This is a genomic window from Telluria sp. AZSoR62 (assembly GCF_058111565.1).
Genome location: NZ_JBYTST010000004.1, coordinates 103,064 through 120,744, shown reverse-complemented (window position 1 = coordinate 120,744; position 17,681 = coordinate 103,064). Strand labels below are relative to the sequence as shown.

19 protein-coding genes are annotated in these 17,681 nt (G+C 67.3%); 13 read left to right on the top strand and 6 right to left on the bottom strand.

What is annotated here, in order from left to right; all coding sequences use genetic code 11:
• Positions 1-128 precede the first annotated feature (128 nt).
• On the top strand, positions 129-959 hold the full coding sequence (gene asd / locus AC3XQU_RS08445; protein WP_489873909.1) for an archaetidylserine decarboxylase: 831 nt from the start codon (positions 129-131) through the stop codon (positions 957-959).
• Here asd and AC3XQU_RS08440 read toward each other — a convergent pair.
• Complete coding sequence (locus AC3XQU_RS08440; protein WP_489873711.1) at positions 956-1,873, bottom strand: LysR family transcriptional regulator; 918 nt, start codon at positions 1,871-1,873, stop codon at positions 956-958. The two genes, asd and AC3XQU_RS08440, sit on opposite strands and share 4 nt — an antisense overlap.
• A gap of 107 nt (positions 1,874-1,980) precedes the next feature.
• Here AC3XQU_RS08440 and AC3XQU_RS08435 point away from each other — a divergent pair, with 107 nt between their 5' ends.
• The 3 genes from AC3XQU_RS08435 to AC3XQU_RS08425 all read left to right on the top strand — a co-directional run bounded on the left by AC3XQU_RS08435 (position 1,981) and on the right by AC3XQU_RS08425 (position 4,053).
• Positions 1,981-2,577 (top strand): FMN-dependent NADH-azoreductase, encoded by a 597-nt coding sequence (locus AC3XQU_RS08435; RefSeq protein WP_489873710.1) that lies wholly within the window; start codon positions 1,981-1,983, stop codon positions 2,575-2,577.
• A gap of 49 nt (positions 2,578-2,626) precedes the next feature.
• A complete protein-coding gene (locus AC3XQU_RS08430; protein ID WP_489873709.1) occupies positions 2,627-3,496 on the top strand; it encodes a pirin family protein in 870 nt (289 codons plus the stop codon).
• An 83-nt stretch (positions 3,497-3,579) separates the two neighbouring features.
• Positions 3,580-4,053, top strand: a complete 474-nt coding sequence (locus tag AC3XQU_RS08425; protein ID WP_489873708.1) for a hypothetical protein — start codon at positions 3,580-3,582, stop codon at positions 4,051-4,053.
• A 108-nt stretch (positions 4,054-4,161) separates the two neighbouring features.
• Here the strand turns inward: AC3XQU_RS08425 and AC3XQU_RS08420 are convergent, their stop codons facing one another.
• The gene (locus AC3XQU_RS08420) at positions 4,162-5,301 is read right to left on the bottom strand and encodes an acyltransferase family protein (protein ID WP_489873707.1); all 1,140 of its coding nucleotides are present in this window, start codon (positions 5,299-5,301) and stop codon (positions 4,162-4,164) included.
• 108 nt (positions 5,302-5,409) lie between these two features.
• Between AC3XQU_RS08420 and AC3XQU_RS08415 the strand changes: the two genes are divergently transcribed.
• Positions 5,410-6,384 carry a M14 family metallopeptidase gene (locus AC3XQU_RS08415; protein ID WP_489873706.1) on the top strand — a complete coding sequence of 325 codons (975 nt, stop codon included), beginning with the start codon at positions 5,410-5,412 and terminating at the stop codon, positions 6,382-6,384.
• Positions 6,385-6,400: 16 nt separating this feature from the next.
• On the opposite strand, the gene sugE is transcribed toward AC3XQU_RS08415, so the two are convergent.
• Positions 6,401-6,721: a quaternary ammonium compound efflux SMR transporter SugE gene (gene sugE, locus AC3XQU_RS08410; protein ID WP_489873705.1), complete on the bottom strand. Its 321-nt coding sequence runs from the start codon at positions 6,719-6,721 to the stop codon at positions 6,401-6,403.
• A 167-nt stretch (positions 6,722-6,888) separates the two neighbouring features.
• On the opposite strand from sugE, the gene AC3XQU_RS08405 reads away from it, so the two are divergent.
• The 5 genes from AC3XQU_RS08405 to AC3XQU_RS08385 all read left to right on the top strand — a co-directional run bounded on the left by AC3XQU_RS08405 (position 6,889) and on the right by AC3XQU_RS08385 (position 12,253).
• A complete protein-coding gene (locus AC3XQU_RS08405; protein WP_489873704.1) occupies positions 6,889-7,185 on the top strand; it encodes an ArsR/SmtB family transcription factor in 297 nt (98 codons plus the stop codon).
• A gap of 10 nt (positions 7,186-7,195) precedes the next feature.
• Positions 7,196-8,251 (top strand): alkene reductase, encoded by a 1,056-nt coding sequence (locus AC3XQU_RS08400; RefSeq protein WP_489873703.1) that lies wholly within the window; start codon positions 7,196-7,198, stop codon positions 8,249-8,251.
• 194 nt (positions 8,252-8,445) lie between these two features.
• Positions 8,446-11,091 (top strand): aminopeptidase N, encoded by a 2,646-nt coding sequence (gene pepN / locus AC3XQU_RS08395; RefSeq protein WP_489873702.1) that lies wholly within the window; start codon positions 8,446-8,448, stop codon positions 11,089-11,091.
• A gap of 3 nt (positions 11,092-11,094) precedes the next feature.
• Positions 11,095-11,805, top strand: coding sequence for a hypothetical protein (locus AC3XQU_RS08390; protein ID WP_489873701.1), 711 nt, complete (start codon positions 11,095-11,097; stop codon positions 11,803-11,805).
• A 61-nt stretch (positions 11,806-11,866) separates the two neighbouring features.
• A complete protein-coding gene (locus AC3XQU_RS08385) occupies positions 11,867-12,253 on the top strand; it encodes a VOC family protein (protein ID WP_489873700.1) in 387 nt (128 codons plus the stop codon).
• A gap of 25 nt (positions 12,254-12,278) precedes the next feature.
• On the opposite strand, the gene AC3XQU_RS08380 is transcribed toward AC3XQU_RS08385, so the two are convergent.
• Complete coding sequence (locus AC3XQU_RS08380) at positions 12,279-12,626, bottom strand: hypothetical protein (protein ID WP_489873699.1); 348 nt, start codon at positions 12,624-12,626, stop codon at positions 12,279-12,281.
• Between the two features lie 129 nt (positions 12,627-12,755).
• On the opposite strand from AC3XQU_RS08380, the gene AC3XQU_RS08375 reads away from it, so the two are divergent.
• Together AC3XQU_RS08375 and AC3XQU_RS08370 are read left to right on the top strand one after the other, a co-directional pair.
• Positions 12,756-13,193: an acyl-CoA thioesterase gene (locus tag AC3XQU_RS08375; protein WP_489873698.1), complete on the top strand. Its 438-nt coding sequence runs from the start codon at positions 12,756-12,758 to the stop codon at positions 13,191-13,193.
• A 133-nt stretch (positions 13,194-13,326) separates the two neighbouring features.
• Positions 13,327-14,535 (top strand): right-handed parallel beta-helix repeat-containing protein, encoded by a 1,209-nt coding sequence (locus tag AC3XQU_RS08370; protein WP_489873697.1) that lies wholly within the window; start codon positions 13,327-13,329, stop codon positions 14,533-14,535.
• On the opposite strand, the gene arsC is transcribed toward AC3XQU_RS08370, so the two are convergent.
• Positions 14,536-14,883 carry an arsenate reductase (glutaredoxin) gene (gene arsC / locus AC3XQU_RS08365; protein ID WP_489873696.1) on the bottom strand — a complete coding sequence of 116 codons (348 nt, stop codon included), beginning with the start codon at positions 14,881-14,883 and terminating at the stop codon, positions 14,536-14,538.
• A gap of 280 nt (positions 14,884-15,163) precedes the next feature.
• Here arsC and AC3XQU_RS08360 point away from each other — a divergent pair, with 280 nt between their 5' ends.
• Positions 15,164-15,796, top strand: coding sequence for a 1-acyl-sn-glycerol-3-phosphate acyltransferase (locus AC3XQU_RS08360; RefSeq protein ID WP_489873695.1), 633 nt, complete (start codon positions 15,164-15,166; stop codon positions 15,794-15,796).
• Positions 15,797-15,799: 3 nt separating this feature from the next.
• Here AC3XQU_RS08360 and AC3XQU_RS08355 read toward each other — a convergent pair whose 3' ends face one another.
• On the bottom strand, positions 15,800-17,584 hold the full coding sequence (locus AC3XQU_RS08355; RefSeq protein ID WP_489873694.1) for a DUF1302 domain-containing protein: 1,785 nt from the start codon (positions 17,582-17,584) through the stop codon (positions 15,800-15,802).
• Positions 17,585-17,681: the final 97 nt, after the last annotated feature.

Below are 17,681 nucleotides of genomic sequence, written 5' to 3'. Positions count from 1 at the left end.
GCGCACGCCCGCGCAGCTTGGTGAATTCTTATGCGGCGAGAAACATGTTATTCCCCTACGTTATCGCCGTTATAATTCAGCATCGAACCAATATTCAGAGGCCCATCAAAGTGTCCCGCTTAAAAGTCTTGCCCCAGTATGTGATGCCGAAGACGGCGCTGACCAATTTCGCCGGCCGCGTCGCCGGCGCCAGGGGCGGCGCCATGACGACCCGCCTGATCCGCTGGTTCGTGGGCAAGTATGGCGTGAACATGGACGAGGCCGCGAATCCGGACATCGCGAGCTACAGCAGCTTCAACGAATTCTTCACCCGCCCCCTGCGCCCGGACGCGCGCCCGCTGGCGCAGGCCGACTTCGTCTGCCCGGTGGACGGCGCCATCAGCCAGTTCGGCGACATCGACGACCACCACATCTTCCAGGCCAAGGGCCACAAGTTTACGTCGGCGGAACTGGTCGGCGGCGACGAAACGCTGGCGGCCCACTTCCAGCACGGCCACTTCGCCAACCTCTACCTGAGCCCGAAGGACTACCACCGCATCCACATGCCTTGCGACGGCCGCCTTACGCGCATGATCTATGTGCCGGGCAAGCTGTTCTCGGTGAACCCGACCACGGCGCGCGGCGTGCCGGGCCTGTTCGCCCGCAACGAGCGCGTGGTCTGCGTGTTCGACTCCGACGAACATGGCCCCTTCGTGATGACCCTGGTGGGCGCGACCATCGTCGGCAGCATGGCCACCGCCTGGCACGGCGTGGTGAACCCGCCGCGCATGACCCGCATCTGCGAATGGCATTACGAACCGGGCCAGGTCAGCTTGACGAAAGGCGAAGAGATGGGCCGCTTCCTGCTCGGCTCGACCGTCGTGATGCTGTTCAAGAAGGGCGCGATCGCCTTCAACGGCGAATGGGCGCCGGAGCGCTCGGTGCGCCTGGGCGAGCTCATGGGCCAGCACCCGCGTTAAGCACCCTCCGGGCGGTGTCCGCGGCTGCGGCACTCCTCTTCCATCAGGTCGAGGAAGGCCCGCGTCTTGGCCGGCATCAGCCGGCGTCCCGGGAACACGGCCCAGCCGCTGGCCACCGGCAAGTCCCATTCCGGCAGCACCCGTACCAGCTCGCCCGTCTGCACGAAGGGGCCGGCAAAGGTCTGGGAGCTGGCGGCGATGCCGGCGCCGCGCGCGGCGATGCGCGCCAGCAGTTCGGGCGAATTGGCGGTCAGCCTGGCGTCGCACTGGCGCTCGAGCCGCACTTTCCCGCGCGAGAGCACCCAGGGCGCGGCGCCGCCGTAGCGGCTGAGCAGGCAAAGCAGGTCGTGCCGGGCCAGGTCGTCGGGGTGCTCGGGCAGGCCGTGGCGCGCCAGGTAGGACGGGGCGGCGAACAGGCCGAAATACTCGACATTGATCGGCCGCGCGTTAAGCGAGGCATCGTCCGGCAGATCGCCCATGCGGATCGCGATGTCGAAATTCTCGGCGATCAGGTCAACCCGGCGCGGCGACAAGTCCATCTCCACCGAGACCGCCGGATAGCGCGCGATATAGCGCGCGATCACCTCGTGCAGCCCGCTGTTGGCGAAGTCGCCCGGCACCGACATGCGCAGCTTGCCGCTGGGCTGGCCCTGCCGGTGCTGGGCCAGGGCGCCGGCCGCCTCCACTTCCTCGAGCACCTTGCGGGCGTGTTCGAGCAGGATGGCGCCGAATTCGGTCACCATCAGCTTGCGCGTGGTGCGCTGTAGCAGGCGCTCTCCCAGCTTTTGCTCGAGCAGCGCGATGCGGCGCGAGACGGTCGATTTGGGCTGCTGCACGCGCTCGGCGGCGCGGCTGAAGCTGCCCGCTTCGACGATGCGGGCGAACAGCAGCAGGTCATTCGGTTCGACATCCATGATTGTTCCATCAGCAGGATAATGTTATCCATTCTACTGCCTTCCGGATCGTTTATGGAACCGTTAGAGTAGTCCCATCGCTTCACTTTTCAAACAAAGGGACCACCATGAACATCCTGCAGATCACCTCCAGCGTACGCGGCAACGATTCGGAATCCACCCGCGTGACCAATCTCGTCGTCGACAAGCTCGTCGCCGCCCACCCGGATGCGACCGTGGTGCGGCGCGACTTCGGCGCCCAGCCGCACCCGCTGCTGGATGGCGCGGCCGTCGGCGCCCTGTTCACCCCGGCCGACCAGCGCTCGACCGAGCAGGCGGCCCGCGTGGCCCTGGACGACGCCCTGATCGCGGAAGCGCAGGCCGCCAACGTGATCGTGATCGGCGCCCCGATGTACAACTTCGGCATGCCGGCCCAGCTCAAGGGCTGGTTCGATGCGATCGCCCGTTCGGGCGTGACCTTCCGCTACACCGAGACCGGTCCGGAAGGCCTGCTCAAGGGGAAGAAGGTGTATGTCGCCACCGCCCGCGGCGGCATGTATCCGGTCGACGCCGACCCGCAGGTGCCGCACATCCGCATGCTGCTGAACTTCCTGGGCCTGAGCGACCACACCTTTATCTATTCGGCAGGCATGAGCATGGGGCCGGAAGCGGCGGCCAAAGGCCAGCAGGCGGCCAACGAAGCCGTCGAAGCGGCGCTGGCATAAGGACCGCCCCGGGGCGGTGCAGACCACGGATCAATCACAGGAGAACAGCATGACCGAGCAAACCACTGTCGCCACGATCGCCAGGTCGCGCGGCGTCGAACGACTGGTCAACGGCCAGTTCGTGATGGACGGCGCGGGCGTGAAGATCAACCGCGTGCTGACCGGCGTGCTGCAGCGCCGCCTCGATCCCTTCCTGATGCTCGACGCCTTCGGCAGCGACAAGGCGGGCGACTACATCGCCGGCTTCCCGGAGCACCCGCACCGCGGGTTCGAGACCGTCACCTATATGCTCAACGGCAGCATGCGCCACCGCGACAGCGCCGGCAACGAAGGCCTGGTGACCGACGGCGGCGTGCAGTGGATGACCGCGGGCCGCGGCGTGATCCACTCCGAGATGCCGGAACAGAGCGAAGGCCTGATGGAAGGCTTCCAGCTCTGGCTCAACCTGCCGGCCAGGGACAAGATGACGGCGCCGTGGTACCGCGACATCCCGGCCGACCAGATCCCGCGCTTTACCGGCGACGATGGCGTGACGGTGCAGGTGATCGCGGGCGAAACCCGGGGCGTGGCAGGCGCCGTGCAGCGCGATGCGACGCAGCCGCTCTACCTCGACCTGGAGATCCCGGCCGGCGTCACCTTCGAGCAACCGATCCCGCAGGGGCATAACGCCTTCTTCTATGTCTACCGCGGCGAGGTTGTCGTCGACGGCAAGGCAGTCGGCAAGACGCGCATGGCGATCCTGGACAATGCCGCGGGCGCCGACGGCGTGCGCATCAAGGCGCTTGAGGCGACGCGCCTGATCCTGCTGGCCGGCCGGCCGCTGAACGAGCCGATCGCCCAGCACGGGCCCTTCGTGATGAACACCACGGAGCAGCTGCACCAGGCCTTCGACGACTTCCGCGCCGGACGCTTCGCGTAAATCCCGGCGCCCAGGCTGCCTTGCACGCAGCCTGGGCGCTTGCGCTACACTGCCGGCATGACGTATTCGCACTGCTTCCCATCATGCCGCTGATCGATACCGTATCCGACTTGCTTTCCCGCGCCAGCCGCGCGCTGGGCCTGGAGACGGTCGACGCTTTCCCGCCGGGCCACGCTTATGCCCGCACGCGCTGGAACAAGGCCTATTTCGACATCCCGTCGGACATGAAGCCCGATGCGATCGAGCGCACGCTGTGCGAGGCGATTGCCAACACCCCGCTCGTGTTCGGCGAAATCCTGAATCCCACCCCGCGCATGCAGCGCGCGCTGCTGGCGATCATCGAGCAGCGCCTGAGGCGCGGCCATGGTGCGCCGCTGGACCTGGCCCAGCTGCTGGCGGCGGCTTACCGGAGTCCGCATACGGTGGAGACGGTGCCGGGCTTGCGGCAGGCGATCCTGGACACCGCACGGTTCGAGCCGCAGGTGCAGGCCAATGCCCTGCTGGCGTTCCTGGCCGACGCACCGGCGGCCTTCGGGGTGATCGAGGCAGGGGCTTGAATTGAGCCGCGACGAATTAGCCACTTGTTAAACGCGTAGGCAGAATCTGCCCACCCTACAAGTAGACGACTGCTCGTAGGGTGGGCAAGTCCTTGCCCACGCGTTCAACTAGACCGTGGGTTGCCGCGAAACCGCTTTTGCCGCATTGCTCGGCACATAGCGCTCGCGCAGCAGCATGAACGGCGTTTCCACCAGCTTGTACAGCAGCCATCCCGTCAGCACCGACAAGGCAAGCATTGCCACGATGGTCGCCGGGTGCTCCGCACCGAACCCCTGCCCGGCCATCCACTTCGCCCCCAGCACGCAGACCTGCTTGTGCAGCAGGTAGATGGCGTAGGACCACAGCGCCAGCGGCCCCGCCCCCGGCACGCGCAGGCGGCGCAATAGCGAACCTTTCGCCACGCTGGCGACGATCAGCAGCGAAAACCCCAGCGCCAGCAGCGGAAAGCCGAACACGGTCACGAACTGGCCGTAGCGGTCGTCCAGGAAGCCCACAAACGCTGCCGCGCACACCGCCAGCCCGGCCAGCGCCATCCGGTTGCCATGGCGCGTCAGTCCGCTCCAGGCTCCCGGATGATGATTGCGCAGCAGCGCCAGCGCCACGCCAGCCAGCAACTCGTCGAAGCGGCAGAAGCTCGAGTAATAAATGTACTTGAAATAGAAGTAAAGCTTATGGTCTTGGCCCGCCATCTCCTGCCACAGGCCGGCGCGGACGAGCATTCCTGCGATGAAGGCCAGCCCGATCGCCACCCAGGCCAGCCGCAGCGAGCCCTTGCAGGCCGCCCCAAGCAGGGCCAGCGCCGGCAGCAGCATGTAGAACTGCTCCTCGATCGCCAGCGACCAGCTGTGCGAGAACGCGCTGCCCGGCTCCAACGCAAAATTCTGGACGAAGGCCAGGTACTCCCACAGCGGCAGCAGCGGCGCGGCGCCGCGAAACCCCGGCCACAGGAAGTACAGCGCCAGCACCACCCAGTAGTTCGGCAGCGTGCGCAGCAGGCGGCGCGCGTAGAAGCGGCGAAGCGAGAAGCCGCCCGGACTCTTCATCGCCGCGAAGATCTGGTTGCCGATCAAATAGCCCGACAGCGCGAAGAACAGGTCGACCCCGACCCAGCCGATCTCGCCCACCCAGCCGAAGGTGGGGGCGTCGCTGACGAACAGCACGTAGTGGTGCAGCACGACCAGGGTGACGGCGAGCGCGCGCAGGGTGTCGAGACCGTGGACGCGAAGGGTGGAAGTGGCGCTGTGCATGGGTGGGAGTGGATTCAAGAGTGCCGGATCATGCCATGGCGCCCCGCCGCATGCCAGCTTTGTCCGCTAGAATACCGGCACCTGCCACATCCCGAGCATGCCACCGCAATGACTTCCTCCAGCACCTACCAGTTCAAATCCGTCAACTACACCGGCCTGCGCCCCGGCCCGCGCGTGATCATCATGGGCGCGACCCATGGCAACGAGACCTGCGGCACCCAGGCCATCCTGCGCGTCATGGACGACATCGACAGCGGCCGCCTGCAGATCGCGGCCGGCAGCCTCACTTTTGTGCCGGTGGTGAATCCGAAGGCCTATCAGCAGAACACCCGCAACGGCGACCGCAACCTGAACCGCAACCTGTTCCCGAAAGAGGACCCGCAGGACTTCGAAGACCACGTCGCCAACTGGCTCTGCCCCCTGCTGGCCCGGCACGACGTGCTGCTCGACCTGCACTCGTTCAATGCAACCGGGGGCCAGCCATTCGTGATGGTCGGGCCGCTCGACAACGACGGGCCGCTGCAGCCGTTCAGGCACGCAGGAAAAGAACGGGCATGGGCGCGCCGCCTGGGCGTGAAGCGTTTTGTCGATGGCTGGCTGGCGGCCTATGGCGACGGCGTCAAGCGCCGCAGCCGCGGCAATGCGGCCGAACTCGAGACCGTGCTGCGCTACGGCGTAGGCACCACCGAATACATGCGCACCACCGGCGGCTATGCATTGACGCTCGAATGCGGCCAGCACGACGACCCCGCGGCGCCGGAGGTGGCCTTCCGGGCCATCATGAACACGCTCGCGCACCTGAAACTGATCGAGGCCCCGGATCCGGAGCCGGTGCCGTTCGAGGACATGGAAGCGCTGTCGATGGTCGTGGTGCACGACAAGCTCGATGCCGGCGACCGCTTCACCCGCCAGTGGGCCAGTTTCGACCCGGTCGCCGAGGGCGACGAGATCGGCCTGCGCGCCGACGGCACCCGGGTCACGGCGGAATTCGACGGGCGCATCCTGTTCCCGGATGCCAAGGCGAACGCCAACTCCGAGTGGTATTACCTGACCCGCCCGAACCCGTCGTTCGGGCGCGAATGAGCGCAGGGGCTGGAGATCAGCCCGGCGACAGGAACTTGAGCATGACGATGCCGGTGACGATCAGGGCAATGGCCCCGAGGCGCATGGCGCCGGCCGGTTCGTTCAGCATCACGATGCCGAAGATGGCGACGCCGACGGTGCCGATGCCGGTCCAGACCGCATAGGCGGTGCCCAGCGGCAGCTGGCGCAGGGCCAGCCCGAGCATGCCGATACTGCCCAGCATGGCCAGCAAGGTCCACAGCGACGGCATCAGCCGGGTGAAGCCCTCGGTGTACTTGAGGCCGACCGCCCAGGCCACTTCCAGCAGCCCGGCAATGAAGAGATAGAACCAGCTCATGCGTTACCCTTTCGCGGCGTATGCGCCCCTGTGTCGAAGGGCGCCGAGTATATCACCGGGCACGGCCATGCCCTGCTCCGCAAAACGGCCGGTGGCCAGCAAGGATTTCGCGAATATCGTAAGATGACGATATTCGGATCGAAAGAACCCGATACAAGGAAGAAATCATGGACATCGACGCGATCCACAAGGCCCTGGCCAACCCGGTACGGCGCCAGATCCTGCAGTGGCTCAAGGATCCGCACCGGCATTTCGCCGAGCAGGAGCATCCGCTCGACTTCGGCGTGTGCTGCAAGCTGATCGACAAGCAGACGGGCCTGTCGCAATCGACGGTATCGGCCCACCTGGCGACGCTGCAGCGCGCCGGGCTGGTGAGCACGCGGCGCGTCGGCCAGTTCATCTTCTTCCAGCGTAACGAGGAAACCATCCAGGCCTTCCTCGGCCAACTGAATGACGGATTGTAGGAGTATTTCAATGACGACCATGTTTGATCCACTGCGCGTTGGCGCACTCGAACTGCCGAACCGCATCATCATGGCGCCCCTGACGCGCGCCCGCGCCATCGGCGGCGACCGCGTGCCGAACGCGATGATGGCCGAATACTATGTGCAGCGCGCTTCCGCCGGCCTGATCCTGTCGGAAGCCACCGCCGTCACGCCGATGGGCGTGGGCTACGCCGACACCCCGGGCATCTGGTCCGACGAGCAGGTCGCAGGCTGGAAGATCGTCACCGACGCCGTGCACCAGGCGGGCGGGCGCATCTTCCTGCAGCTGTGGCACGTGGGCCGCATCTCGGACCCGCATTTCCTCGATGGCCAGCTGCCGGTGGCGCCCTCCGCGATCGCCGCGAAGGGCCATGTCAGCCTGCTGCGCCCGATGCGCGACTACCCTGCCCCGCGCGCGCTCGAGCTGTCCGAGATCCCGGGCATCGTCGCGGCCTACCGCAAGGGCGCCGAGAACGCCAAGCTGGCCGGCTTCGACGGCGTGGAAATCCATGGCGCCAACGGCTACCTGCTCGACCAGTTCCTGCAGGACTCCACCAACCAGCGTACCGACCAGTACGGCGGCTCGGTCGAGAACCGCGCACGCCTGATGCTGGAAGTGACCGACGCCTGCATCGAGGTCTGGGGCGCCGACCGGGTCGGCATGCACCTGGCCCCGCGCCGCGACGCGCACGACATGGGCGACTCCAACCCGGCCGGCACCTTCGGCTACGTCGCGCGCGAGCTCGGCAAGCGCGGCATCGCCTTCATCTGCGCACGCGAAGCGATCGGCGACGACAGCCTGCGCGCACAGCTCAAGAAGGAATTCGGCGGCGTGTACATCGCCAACGAAAAGCTGACCAAGGAAAGCGCGCAGGCCCTGATCGCTTCCGGTGAAGCCGATGCGGTGGCGTTCGGCGTGTGGTTCATCGCCAATCCGGATCTGCCCAAGCGCTTCAAGGCCGATGCGCCGCTCAATGCGGCCAAGCCGGAGCTGTTCTATGGGTCGGGGCCGGAGGGCTACATCGACTATCCGGCGCTGGCGTAAGCTCGCGCTGCATTTCCGACTTGGGTCCCGGCCTGCGCCGGGCCCCAAGTCCGGCAAACGCTGCCAAACTCTCCATTCACCACGCAAGCATCCTGCAAACGGATATGCATGTGGTGTAAACGACAGCCCTCCCATGCTATTCTTGCGCGATTATTTTTAATGCGCACCTAGCCTGCGCTGTCCAGGAGACTGTAGTGAACAACTTCGCACCACGCACGATGGCGCTCGCCATCGCTTCCGCCCTTGCCTTCAACACCGCCAGCGCAGCACCGGCCCCGGCCCGCGCCGAGAATGCCTACCTGTCGCAGGTCGATGCCATGGCGCGTTCCGCGCGCGTGTCGAACGTGGACTACGTGCTGGACTTCACCCTCACCGGCAAGGAAAGCTTCGCCGGCACCACCACCGTCACCTTCGACCTGACCGACACCGCTTCGGCCGTCACGCTCGACCTGGACAAGGCTACCGTCAAGTCGCTCACCGTCAACGGCAAGCAGGTCACGCCGCAGTACAACAAGTGGTTCATCACGCTGGCGCCGCAAGACCTGGTCAAGGGCCGCAACAGCGTCACCGTCAGCTACGAGCGCCTGCACAGCACCAATGGCGAAGGCCTGCACCGCATGGTCGACCCGGTCGACGGCCGCGTCTACACCTATTCCCACTTCGAGCCGGCCGCCGCGCACCAGATGTTCGCGGTGTTCGACCAGCCCGACCTGAAGGCCACCTACACCGTCACCGTCAATGCCCCGAGCGACTGGCAGGTGGTCACGACCACCCGCGAGTCGGGTGTGATGGACGCGGCCGGCGGCAAGCGCTGGACCTTCCCGAAAACGAAGAAGCTCAGCCCCTACAACTTCTCGCTGCACGCGGGCCCTTACAAGGTGTGGGAAGACAAGAGCGGCAAGTACCCGATGCGCCTGTTCGCGCGCCAGTCGGTGGCGGCGCAAGTCACCCCAGCCGACTGGTTCCGCTACACCAAGAGCGGCATCGGCTTCTTCGAGAACTACTTCGGCATTCCTTACCAGTTCGAGAAATACGACCAGCTCCTGGTGCCGGACTTCCTGTATGGCGCGATGGAAAACGCCGCGGCGATCACGTTTGCCGAAGGCGGCTTCCTGTACAAGGCCGAGATGACCGCCGCCCAGAAGGCGCGCCTGGCCGAAGTCATCATGCACGAGATGGCGCACCAGTGGTTCGGCGACCTGGTCACCATGAAGTGGTGGAACGGCCTGTGGCTCAACGAAAGCTTCGCCGCCTTCATGGCGACCCTGGCCACCGCCGAAGCGACCGAGTTCAAGGACGCCTGGCAGGCCTTCTTCCAGGACGACAAGCAGAACGCCTACGCGCAGGACCAGAAGGTCTCGACCCACCCGATCGAGGTGCCGGTACCCTCGTCGGCGAACGCCTTCGACAACATCGATGCCATCACCTATTCCAAGGGCGCCTCGACCCTGAAGCAGCTGCGCCACATGCTGGGCGAGGAAGTGTTCCGCAAGGGCGTGCACAACTACCTGGTGAAGTATTCGTGGCAGAACGCCAGGCTCGAAGACTTCATCGGCAGCCTGGGCGAAGCGGCCGGGCGCGACCTGTCCAAATGGACCCAGGACTGGCTGTACCAGGCCGGCGTGAACACCATCGCCGCCAACTACAGCTGCGCGGGCGGCAAGATCAATGCCTTCTCGCTGCAGCAGAGCGCAGCCAGCCGCGCCCTGCCGACGCTGCGCGAACAGCGCGTGCAGGTGGCCGCCTTCAAGCTGGAGAACGGCAGGCTGGTGCTGGCCAAGAACGTCCCGGTCACCTATGCGGGCGCGAAGACGAACGTGCCCGGCATGGTGGGCGCGGCCTGCCCCGACCTGGTCTATCCGAACTACCAGGACTGGGGCTTCGTGAAGGTCCAGCTGGACAAGCGCTCCTTCGACACCGCCCGCACCACCCTGGCCGGCGTGGACGACCCGCTGCTGCGCGCGATGCTGTGGCAAAGCCTGTGGGACGGCGTGCGCGACGCCAAGCTGCCGCTGAACGATTTCATCAAGGTGGCCCTGGCCAACGCGCCCCAGGAAAAGGATTACACCCTGCTCGGCGACGTGCTGGGCAAGGTCAGCACATCGAAGTCCTATCTCGATGCGATGGCCCTGGATAACGCGTACAGCCGCCAGACCGGCAAGCAGCTGGAAGACATGGCCTGGAACGGCGTGCTCGCGCACAAGGGCAACGACAACTTCCAGCGCCGCTGGTTCGCGACCTACTTGAGCGTGGCCAGCAGCCCGGAGGCGCTGGCGCGCCTGGCCGGCATGCTCGAAGGCCGCGGCACCGAAGGCCTGAACATCGGCCAGGACCAGCGCTGGGCCATCATCGGCCGCCTGAACCGCTACAACGCCAGCGGCGCTGCGGCGCTGGTGGAAGCCGAACAGGCCCGCGACAAGTCCGATACCGGCCAGGGCGCGGCGCTGGCCGCCACCGTGGTGCGTCCCGACCCGAAGGTCAAGGCCGAGTGGCTGGCCACGGTACAGGACCTCCAGACCAAGCTGCCCTTCTCCAAGGTACGCACAGCGATGGGCAGCCTGTACCCGGCCGAGCAAACAGCATTGGCCGAGCAGACGGCCGCCAGCCGCCTGGCGCAACTGCCTGCGATCGACAAGGCCGCAGGTCCGGTCTACATGCGTTCCTACGCGGGCTCGATGATCCCGGCCAGCTGCACCCCGGCCAGCGTGCAGCGCCTGAGCCGCGCAGCGGAAACGATGAAAGGCCTGTCGGCCGGCACCCGCCGCGCCCTGCTCGACACGCTGCAGGAAGACCAGCGCTGCGTGGCGATCAAAAAAGCCATGACGGCGCCGAAGTCCTAAGCGTTGACCGATCCTGGCGACGCGGCCTGGCCGCGCCGCAGGCCCGGCTGGCCGCTCGCGGCCACGCTGGGACTGCACCTGCTGCTGGCCTGGGGCTGGCGGATTGCGCATCCGCCGGCCGAGGACACGCTGGTGGAACGCGTCTTCGACCTGGTCCCGGTCCCCCCGAAGGCGCCGGAACTGGCGGCTCCACGCCGCCAGGTGGAGCCCGTACGCAGCAGGGCGCCGCGCCCGCGCCTGCCGGCGCCACCAGGCGCCGTGCGCGAGCCGGAGGCAGTGACGGCGCCGGCCGCTACGCCCGCGCCGGTCGAGGACCCGCTCGCCATCGCCCCACCTGCGCCGCCGGCCGGCGCAGCGCTCGACGCGGTGCTGGGGCGTGCGCGCCGCGATGCCGGCGCCATCGACCGCGAACTGCGCAAGGGAAAGTCCGGGGTGCCGGAGCTAGCGGACACGCCAGGGGCACGCCTGGTGCGCGCGCTCGAGGGCGCCTACATCGACACCAGCCGCACCCTGGTCAGCGAAACCTATACCGCGCCGGACGGCGAAATCGTCTACCGCTTCCGCCAAGGCGGCCGGGTCCTGTGCCGCATCAGCGGCGGCGTCAAGCCGGGCATCGGCAACGCCATCGGCCCGAGCGCCTTCGACGTACAGGGCGGCAACGGCACCGCCGGCCTGATCAAGTGTCCGAGCGGTGTCACCTGGAAGCGCGATTAGGTTTCTATAGCGCATCGCTCTGTGCTAATGTTTTGGCACTTTTCCAGATTGGAGATCTGACATGAAACGCGTGACTGGCATCGGCGGCATCTTCTTCCACGCACAAGACCCGGCCGCCCTGCGCGCCTGGTACCAGCGCCACCTGGGCATCGACGTGCAGGAATGGGGCGGCGCCGCCTTTACCTGGACCGACGAGACGGGCCAGCCGGCTGCCGGCAGCACCATCTGGTCGGTCGGCGCGCAGGACAACGGCCATTTCGCCCCGGGCAAGGCAAGCTTCATGATCAACTACCGCGTCGCCGACCTGGATAGCCTGCTCGCCGTGCTGCGCGAAGAAGGCTGCACCGTACTGGAAAAACAGGAAGACTCCGAGTACGGCAGGTTCGGCTGGGTGATGGACCCGGAGAACAACAAGGTCGAACTGTGGGAACCGCCTGCGGGCCAGTGAGCAACGCCAGGCGGCAGCCCCATCCCTAGTTCGCGCCGTTCTTACTCGCGGGAGCCCTGGCGGCCGGCACGCACAATTCCGCCACGCGCCGCCAGGCGCCCGTGCCCTCGCACACGACCGGCGGGCGTCCCTGCAAGAGCTTGCCCAGGTCGAGCGGCTTGGCATCATTGACTTCCACGTTGCGGTTGATCGGGATGCAGACCGCGTCGTGCCAGGCGGCGGCGTAGCCGTCGGGCGTGGGCAAGGGCCCGCGCAGGCGCAGGGCCGCCGCTTCGCAGGCCTTCCTGGTCTTGTAGCTGCCGCGCAGGCTGCTCGCTTCCAGGGTCACGTCGCGGTGCTGCTGCAGGTAGAGCAAGAGGATCATCGTGAACATCAATTCTCCAGGCATGGGTCGCGGCCCCATCATCGCATGCCATGGCCGGTCTTGCAGCGCGGCGCCAGCACGTAAAATAGCGGTTTCGCGGCTGCGCGCCGCTTCCACCCGCATTCTCGAGGACACAGCTTGGACTGGGATTACCCGCACCCCTTCACCCTGCCCGTCAGTCCCGGCGCCGGCGACATCGACGGCCTGGACCATACCAACAATGCCGTCTACGTGCGCTGGTGCGAGCAGGCCGGCTGGGCCCATTCCGAGCAGCTCGGCCTGTCGCTGGCGGATTACCGGCGCCTCGACCGTGCGATGGCGATCCGGCGCGGCGAATACGATTACCTGCTGCCGACCTTCGCGGGCGAAGCCTTGACCCTGGCCACCTGGCTGGTAGCGGGCGACGGCAAGCTGGCCATGGAGCGCCGCTTCCAGCTGGTGCGCGACAGCGACGGCGCCACCGTGCTGCGCGGCCGCTGGGACCTGGTCTGCATCGAGATCAGCAGCGGCCGCGTGCGCCGCATGCCGGCGGAATTCGTCGACACCTATATGGCGGCGGTGGCGCCCGCGGCCTGAGCCCGCGGTGCCCCCCCCGGCGCGGCCGGCAAGCGTGTTGAGCACGCTCAAGGAATACATTGAGCCAACCGGCCCCGTTCCGGCTTGTGCGGCGTCAAACTGGCCTGGTCTCATCCGCTGCCACGAGGGAACGATGCTGCGTCGACTATCCAACCATGTCCTGGCCTTGCCATTTCCGCTGCTGGCGGCGCTGGCGCTTGCCGCGCTCCTGTCTAGCTGCCGCCTGCGCGAGGCCGGGCAGGAAGACCTCGTCATCCCCGAACTGGTGCGCACCCACCTGTACGTCGCGCCGTCCGGCTCGGACAGCAATCCCGGCACCCGCGACGAACCCTTCCGCACGCTCACGCGGGCCGCGCAGGCGGCCACGCCCGGCACCACCGTGCATGTGGCGCCGGGCACCTATTTCGGCGGCATCCGCACCAATACCCACGGCACGGCCGAGGCGCGCATCGTGTTCGAATCCACCGAGCGCTGGGGTGCCCGGCTGGTGCCGCCGCTCGACTCGCGCCGTCCGGCGGCCTGGGACAACCGCGCCAGCTACCTCGATATCGTCGGCTTCGAGATCGACGGCACCCAGTACCAGAGCGGCATGAAATGGCTGAGCGGCATCTACAATGCCGGCTCGCACAATGGCGTGCACCACAACCGCATCCACCACATCGGCAACGACGTGCCCTGCGAGACGCGGGGCGGCGCCGGCATCGGCATCGACAGCTATTACAAGGGCAACGACGCCGAAGTGGTCGGCAACCAGGTGCACGACATCGGCCCGCCCGATTGCCGCACCATGCACGGCATCTACATCAGCACCCGGGCCAGCGTGCGCGACAACATCATCTACCGGGCCTCGGGCAGCGGCATCCACCTGTGGCACGACGCTACCGGGGTGACCATCCGCGGCAATACCGTGGTGGCCTCCGGTACCGGCATCGTCGTCGGCGGCGGCGAGTACTATCACAGCAAGGGCCCGAACGACCATACGCACACGATCAACAACATCGTGGTCGACAACGGCCACGGCATCGTGGAACAGGGCGAGACCGGGCCGGACATCACCTACCGCAACAACCTGGTCTACCAGAATGGGGGCAGCGACTGGAAGCTGCCGGCCGGCCGCGAACATCTTGCCACCGTCAGCTCCGGGCCGATGTTCGTCGACTACACGCGCACAGGCGCCGAACCGGATTTCCGCCTGCAGCCGGGCTCGCCGGCGATCGGCAGGGGCCTGGCGCTGGGCGGAGCCGAGGCGGCCGGCGGCAAGCCAAGGCGGCCCACCGATATCGGCGCAGTTCCCTACACGCCGCCCGAACTGGCCACCCCGATGTCCACCGCCACCGAGTGATCAGAGAATCTCGTGCACCCGCTCGACCGGGCGGCACAGGCGTGCGCCCTTGGGCGTCACCACGAAGGGACGATTGAGCAGGACCGGATGCGCGGCCATCGCATCGAGCAGCGCCGCATCATCCAGGCCCGGCGCCTCGAGCCCGAGTTCGACGAACTTCGCCTCCTTGCTGCGGACGGCCTCGCGCACGCTCAATCCGGCAGCGGCGAGCATCTGCTGCAACTGCTCCCGGCCCAGCGGCGCCTTCAGGTATTCCACCACCTGCGGTTCATGACCGGCCGTACGGATCGCCTCAAGGGTATTGCGCGAGGTGCTGCAGTTCGGGTTATGGTAAATCGTGATATCCATCTGCAGTGTTCCTCGCGCTCGGGCTGGTGTGATTGTTCAATATGTCGTCGGACTCACTGGGCGAGCCACCGACGGCGCGGATAAATAGAATTCGTTCTCCCGATTGCCGCCCTGGTGCCGTCCTGTTGCCAGTTATGCAGCGGCATGATAACCACAGCGCATGGCCCCCAGCAACTTTTTTGCTTGTTGCCCTCCCTGCCGCACTATAGAATTCGTCGCTTATTTTTCCGCGGTAACATTGGTTGCAGAAAAATAGCATTTCGATAGCGACGGAGATTCGATGAGCGATTACATGCTGCGCGCCGCAGACCTTCCCACCTGGAGCCAACGCCTCGCGCTGCGCCTGCTGCACCTGGCCGGCTGGAAGCTGCGTTACAAGCCGCTGCCGGGGCCGCACGGCATCGCCGTGGTGTATCCGCACACTTCGAACTGGGATTTCCCTATCGGGCTGCTCGGCAAGTGGGCGGTCGGCCTGAAGTTCCGCTGGGTCGCCAAGGATTCGCTGTTCCGCGGCCCGATGGGCGCGCTCATGCGCTACTGGGGCGGCATCGCCGTGGACCGGCGCGCCTCGATGGGCGCCACGCGCCAGCTGGCCGACACCATGCTCAGCGCCGACTGGTGCTGGATCGGGATCACCCCCGAGGGCACGCGCAGCTACCGCCCGCACTGGAAGAGCGGCTTCTACCACCTGGCCACGATGGCCAAGGTGCCCCTGCTGCTGGTCTACATCGATTACGGCAGCAAGGTGCTCAGCGTCGTCGATACGCTCGTCCTCAGCGGCGACGCCGGGCAGGACATGGCGGCCATCGCCGCCGTCTACGAAGGCCGCCAGGCCCTGTATCCCGACCAGGCCGCCCCGATCAAGCTCGCGCCCCCGCGCGACGCTTCCGAACCGCAGCGCCGCCGCGCCTGAACATCAAAAACGCACCCCCACCGCCACCGACGCGGTATCGCGGTCGGCCGCCTGGTGATAGTCCCCGCCCCAGGTCGGCTGGTAGCCCAGTTCGGCCAGGTAGCGCTGGCGGTACTCGAAGCGCAGCGCCACGCTCGCCGACTTGCGCCCCTCATTGAGCAGCAGGTCGCCCGACCAGCCCTTGACGTCGTGGACGAACAGCGCGCTCGCGCTGGTCACGAGCTGCGGCGCCAGCGCCGGCAGGCGCGCGTCGACCCGCAGGCGGTAGCCCCAGGAGTTGGGCGTGGCATAGCCGCGCAGGCTGCACTGCCGCGCGGCGTCCCCGGTATGCACCGAGCACACGCCGAACACCGCGCCGGCGCCGAAGATGTCGGCGCGCCCGTAGCGCATCACGGTCGGTGGAGGCAAGCCGCGCGCATGCTTGCCCGCCACCTCGATAGTGGCCGTCACCGGCAGGCCGGCAAGGGTCCATTCGCGCTTCAAGCCCAACTGCAGCTGCCACATCGCATACAGGTCGTAGCCGCGGAACAGGCCGCCGGGCGGCACCGCATTGGCCCGCGCGCGCAGCAGCGAAGGCGCGGTCGGGCTCAGGAAGGGCGGCATCACGTCGCCCGGCGCCAGCATGAAGGGCACGCCGTCGCGGAAGGACAGTTCGCCGTGCACGGTGGTGCGGCCGCGCCTGTGCGCCAGCGTCGCCGCGCTGATGCGCAGTCCTTCCGGGTATTCGGTGTAATAGGCCTGGTTGCGGCCGTCCGGGTCGCCCGCGATCAGCGCCGGCCCGGTCAAGCGGGTCGTCCTGCGCAGGCCGGGCTGGGCCATGCGCCCGGTATAGCGGGCGTGGTACAGGCCCAGCTCGGTGCCGGAGGCAGGCGGCCGCCAGGTGATGCCTGCGCCGAATTCGCTGGCGTCGGGCTTGGGTGTCGGCAGCCGCTTCTTGAACGAGCCCACCACCAGGCGCGAACGGTCGCTCACCACCGGCTGGCCCGACATGATGAGGTCGCAGCCGTCCACGATGTAGTCGCTCATCGACCAGATCGTGCCGCATTCGTCCAGCGCGGCCGGGCGGAAGGCGCCCTGGTAGTAGGCTTCGATGCCCAGGTTGGGCGTGGCCTCGACCCGTGCGAACAGCATCGGCCGCGGCACCACGGTCTCGGAGGCCACCGGCGCTGCGCGGTGCAGGCCGGGCATGTCGCGCGGATCGAGCGCTTCTAGGCCGCCGGGCGTGAGCGAGTGGCTGCCCCAGCCCAGACTCTGCTGGCCCAGGCGCAGCAGCAGGGGCGCGCCCAGCACGACGGACTTGTGCTGCACCCAGGCGTCGAGCAGGGCGATGCCGGAAAAGCGCGACAAGCGCGGTGCGCCATCGTCGCGCAGGGGTGTGCCGGCCGCATACCGGTTCGGCACATTGCCCCAGGGCCGGTCGTCGTGTTCCAGGCCGGCGTCATGCCAGGCCTTCGCGCGTACCAGGGCCGACCAGTCGCCCTCTTGAACCGAGACCTCGAACCAGCCCTTGACCACGCGCGAGACGGCGTCGCCCTTGGCGTAGTTGGTGTTGGCGTCGTCCGCGTTGCCGCCGCTGCCGTAGCCCGGCAAGCCGATGGCGGCGGCGTTCACACCGGTGAGCAGCTGCGGGTCGCGGTCCTGCACCCGGTAGATATTGCCCGCCATGAGGCGGCCGCTGGCCTGGATATCGGCGGCCCGCGCCGGCCCCGCCGTCAGCGCGGCCAGCGCCAGGGCGACCGCCGTCCGGCCGATGGCGACCGCGGTCGCCGGCATCTCGTCTCGGGTCATCCCTGCCCCTATTCCGTGGAAAATCCTGCGCGCGCTGCAGCTGTTCGCTCGCCGCATTGTCAATACGCGTCGGAAGAATCCTAGAGGCGGGTCAGTT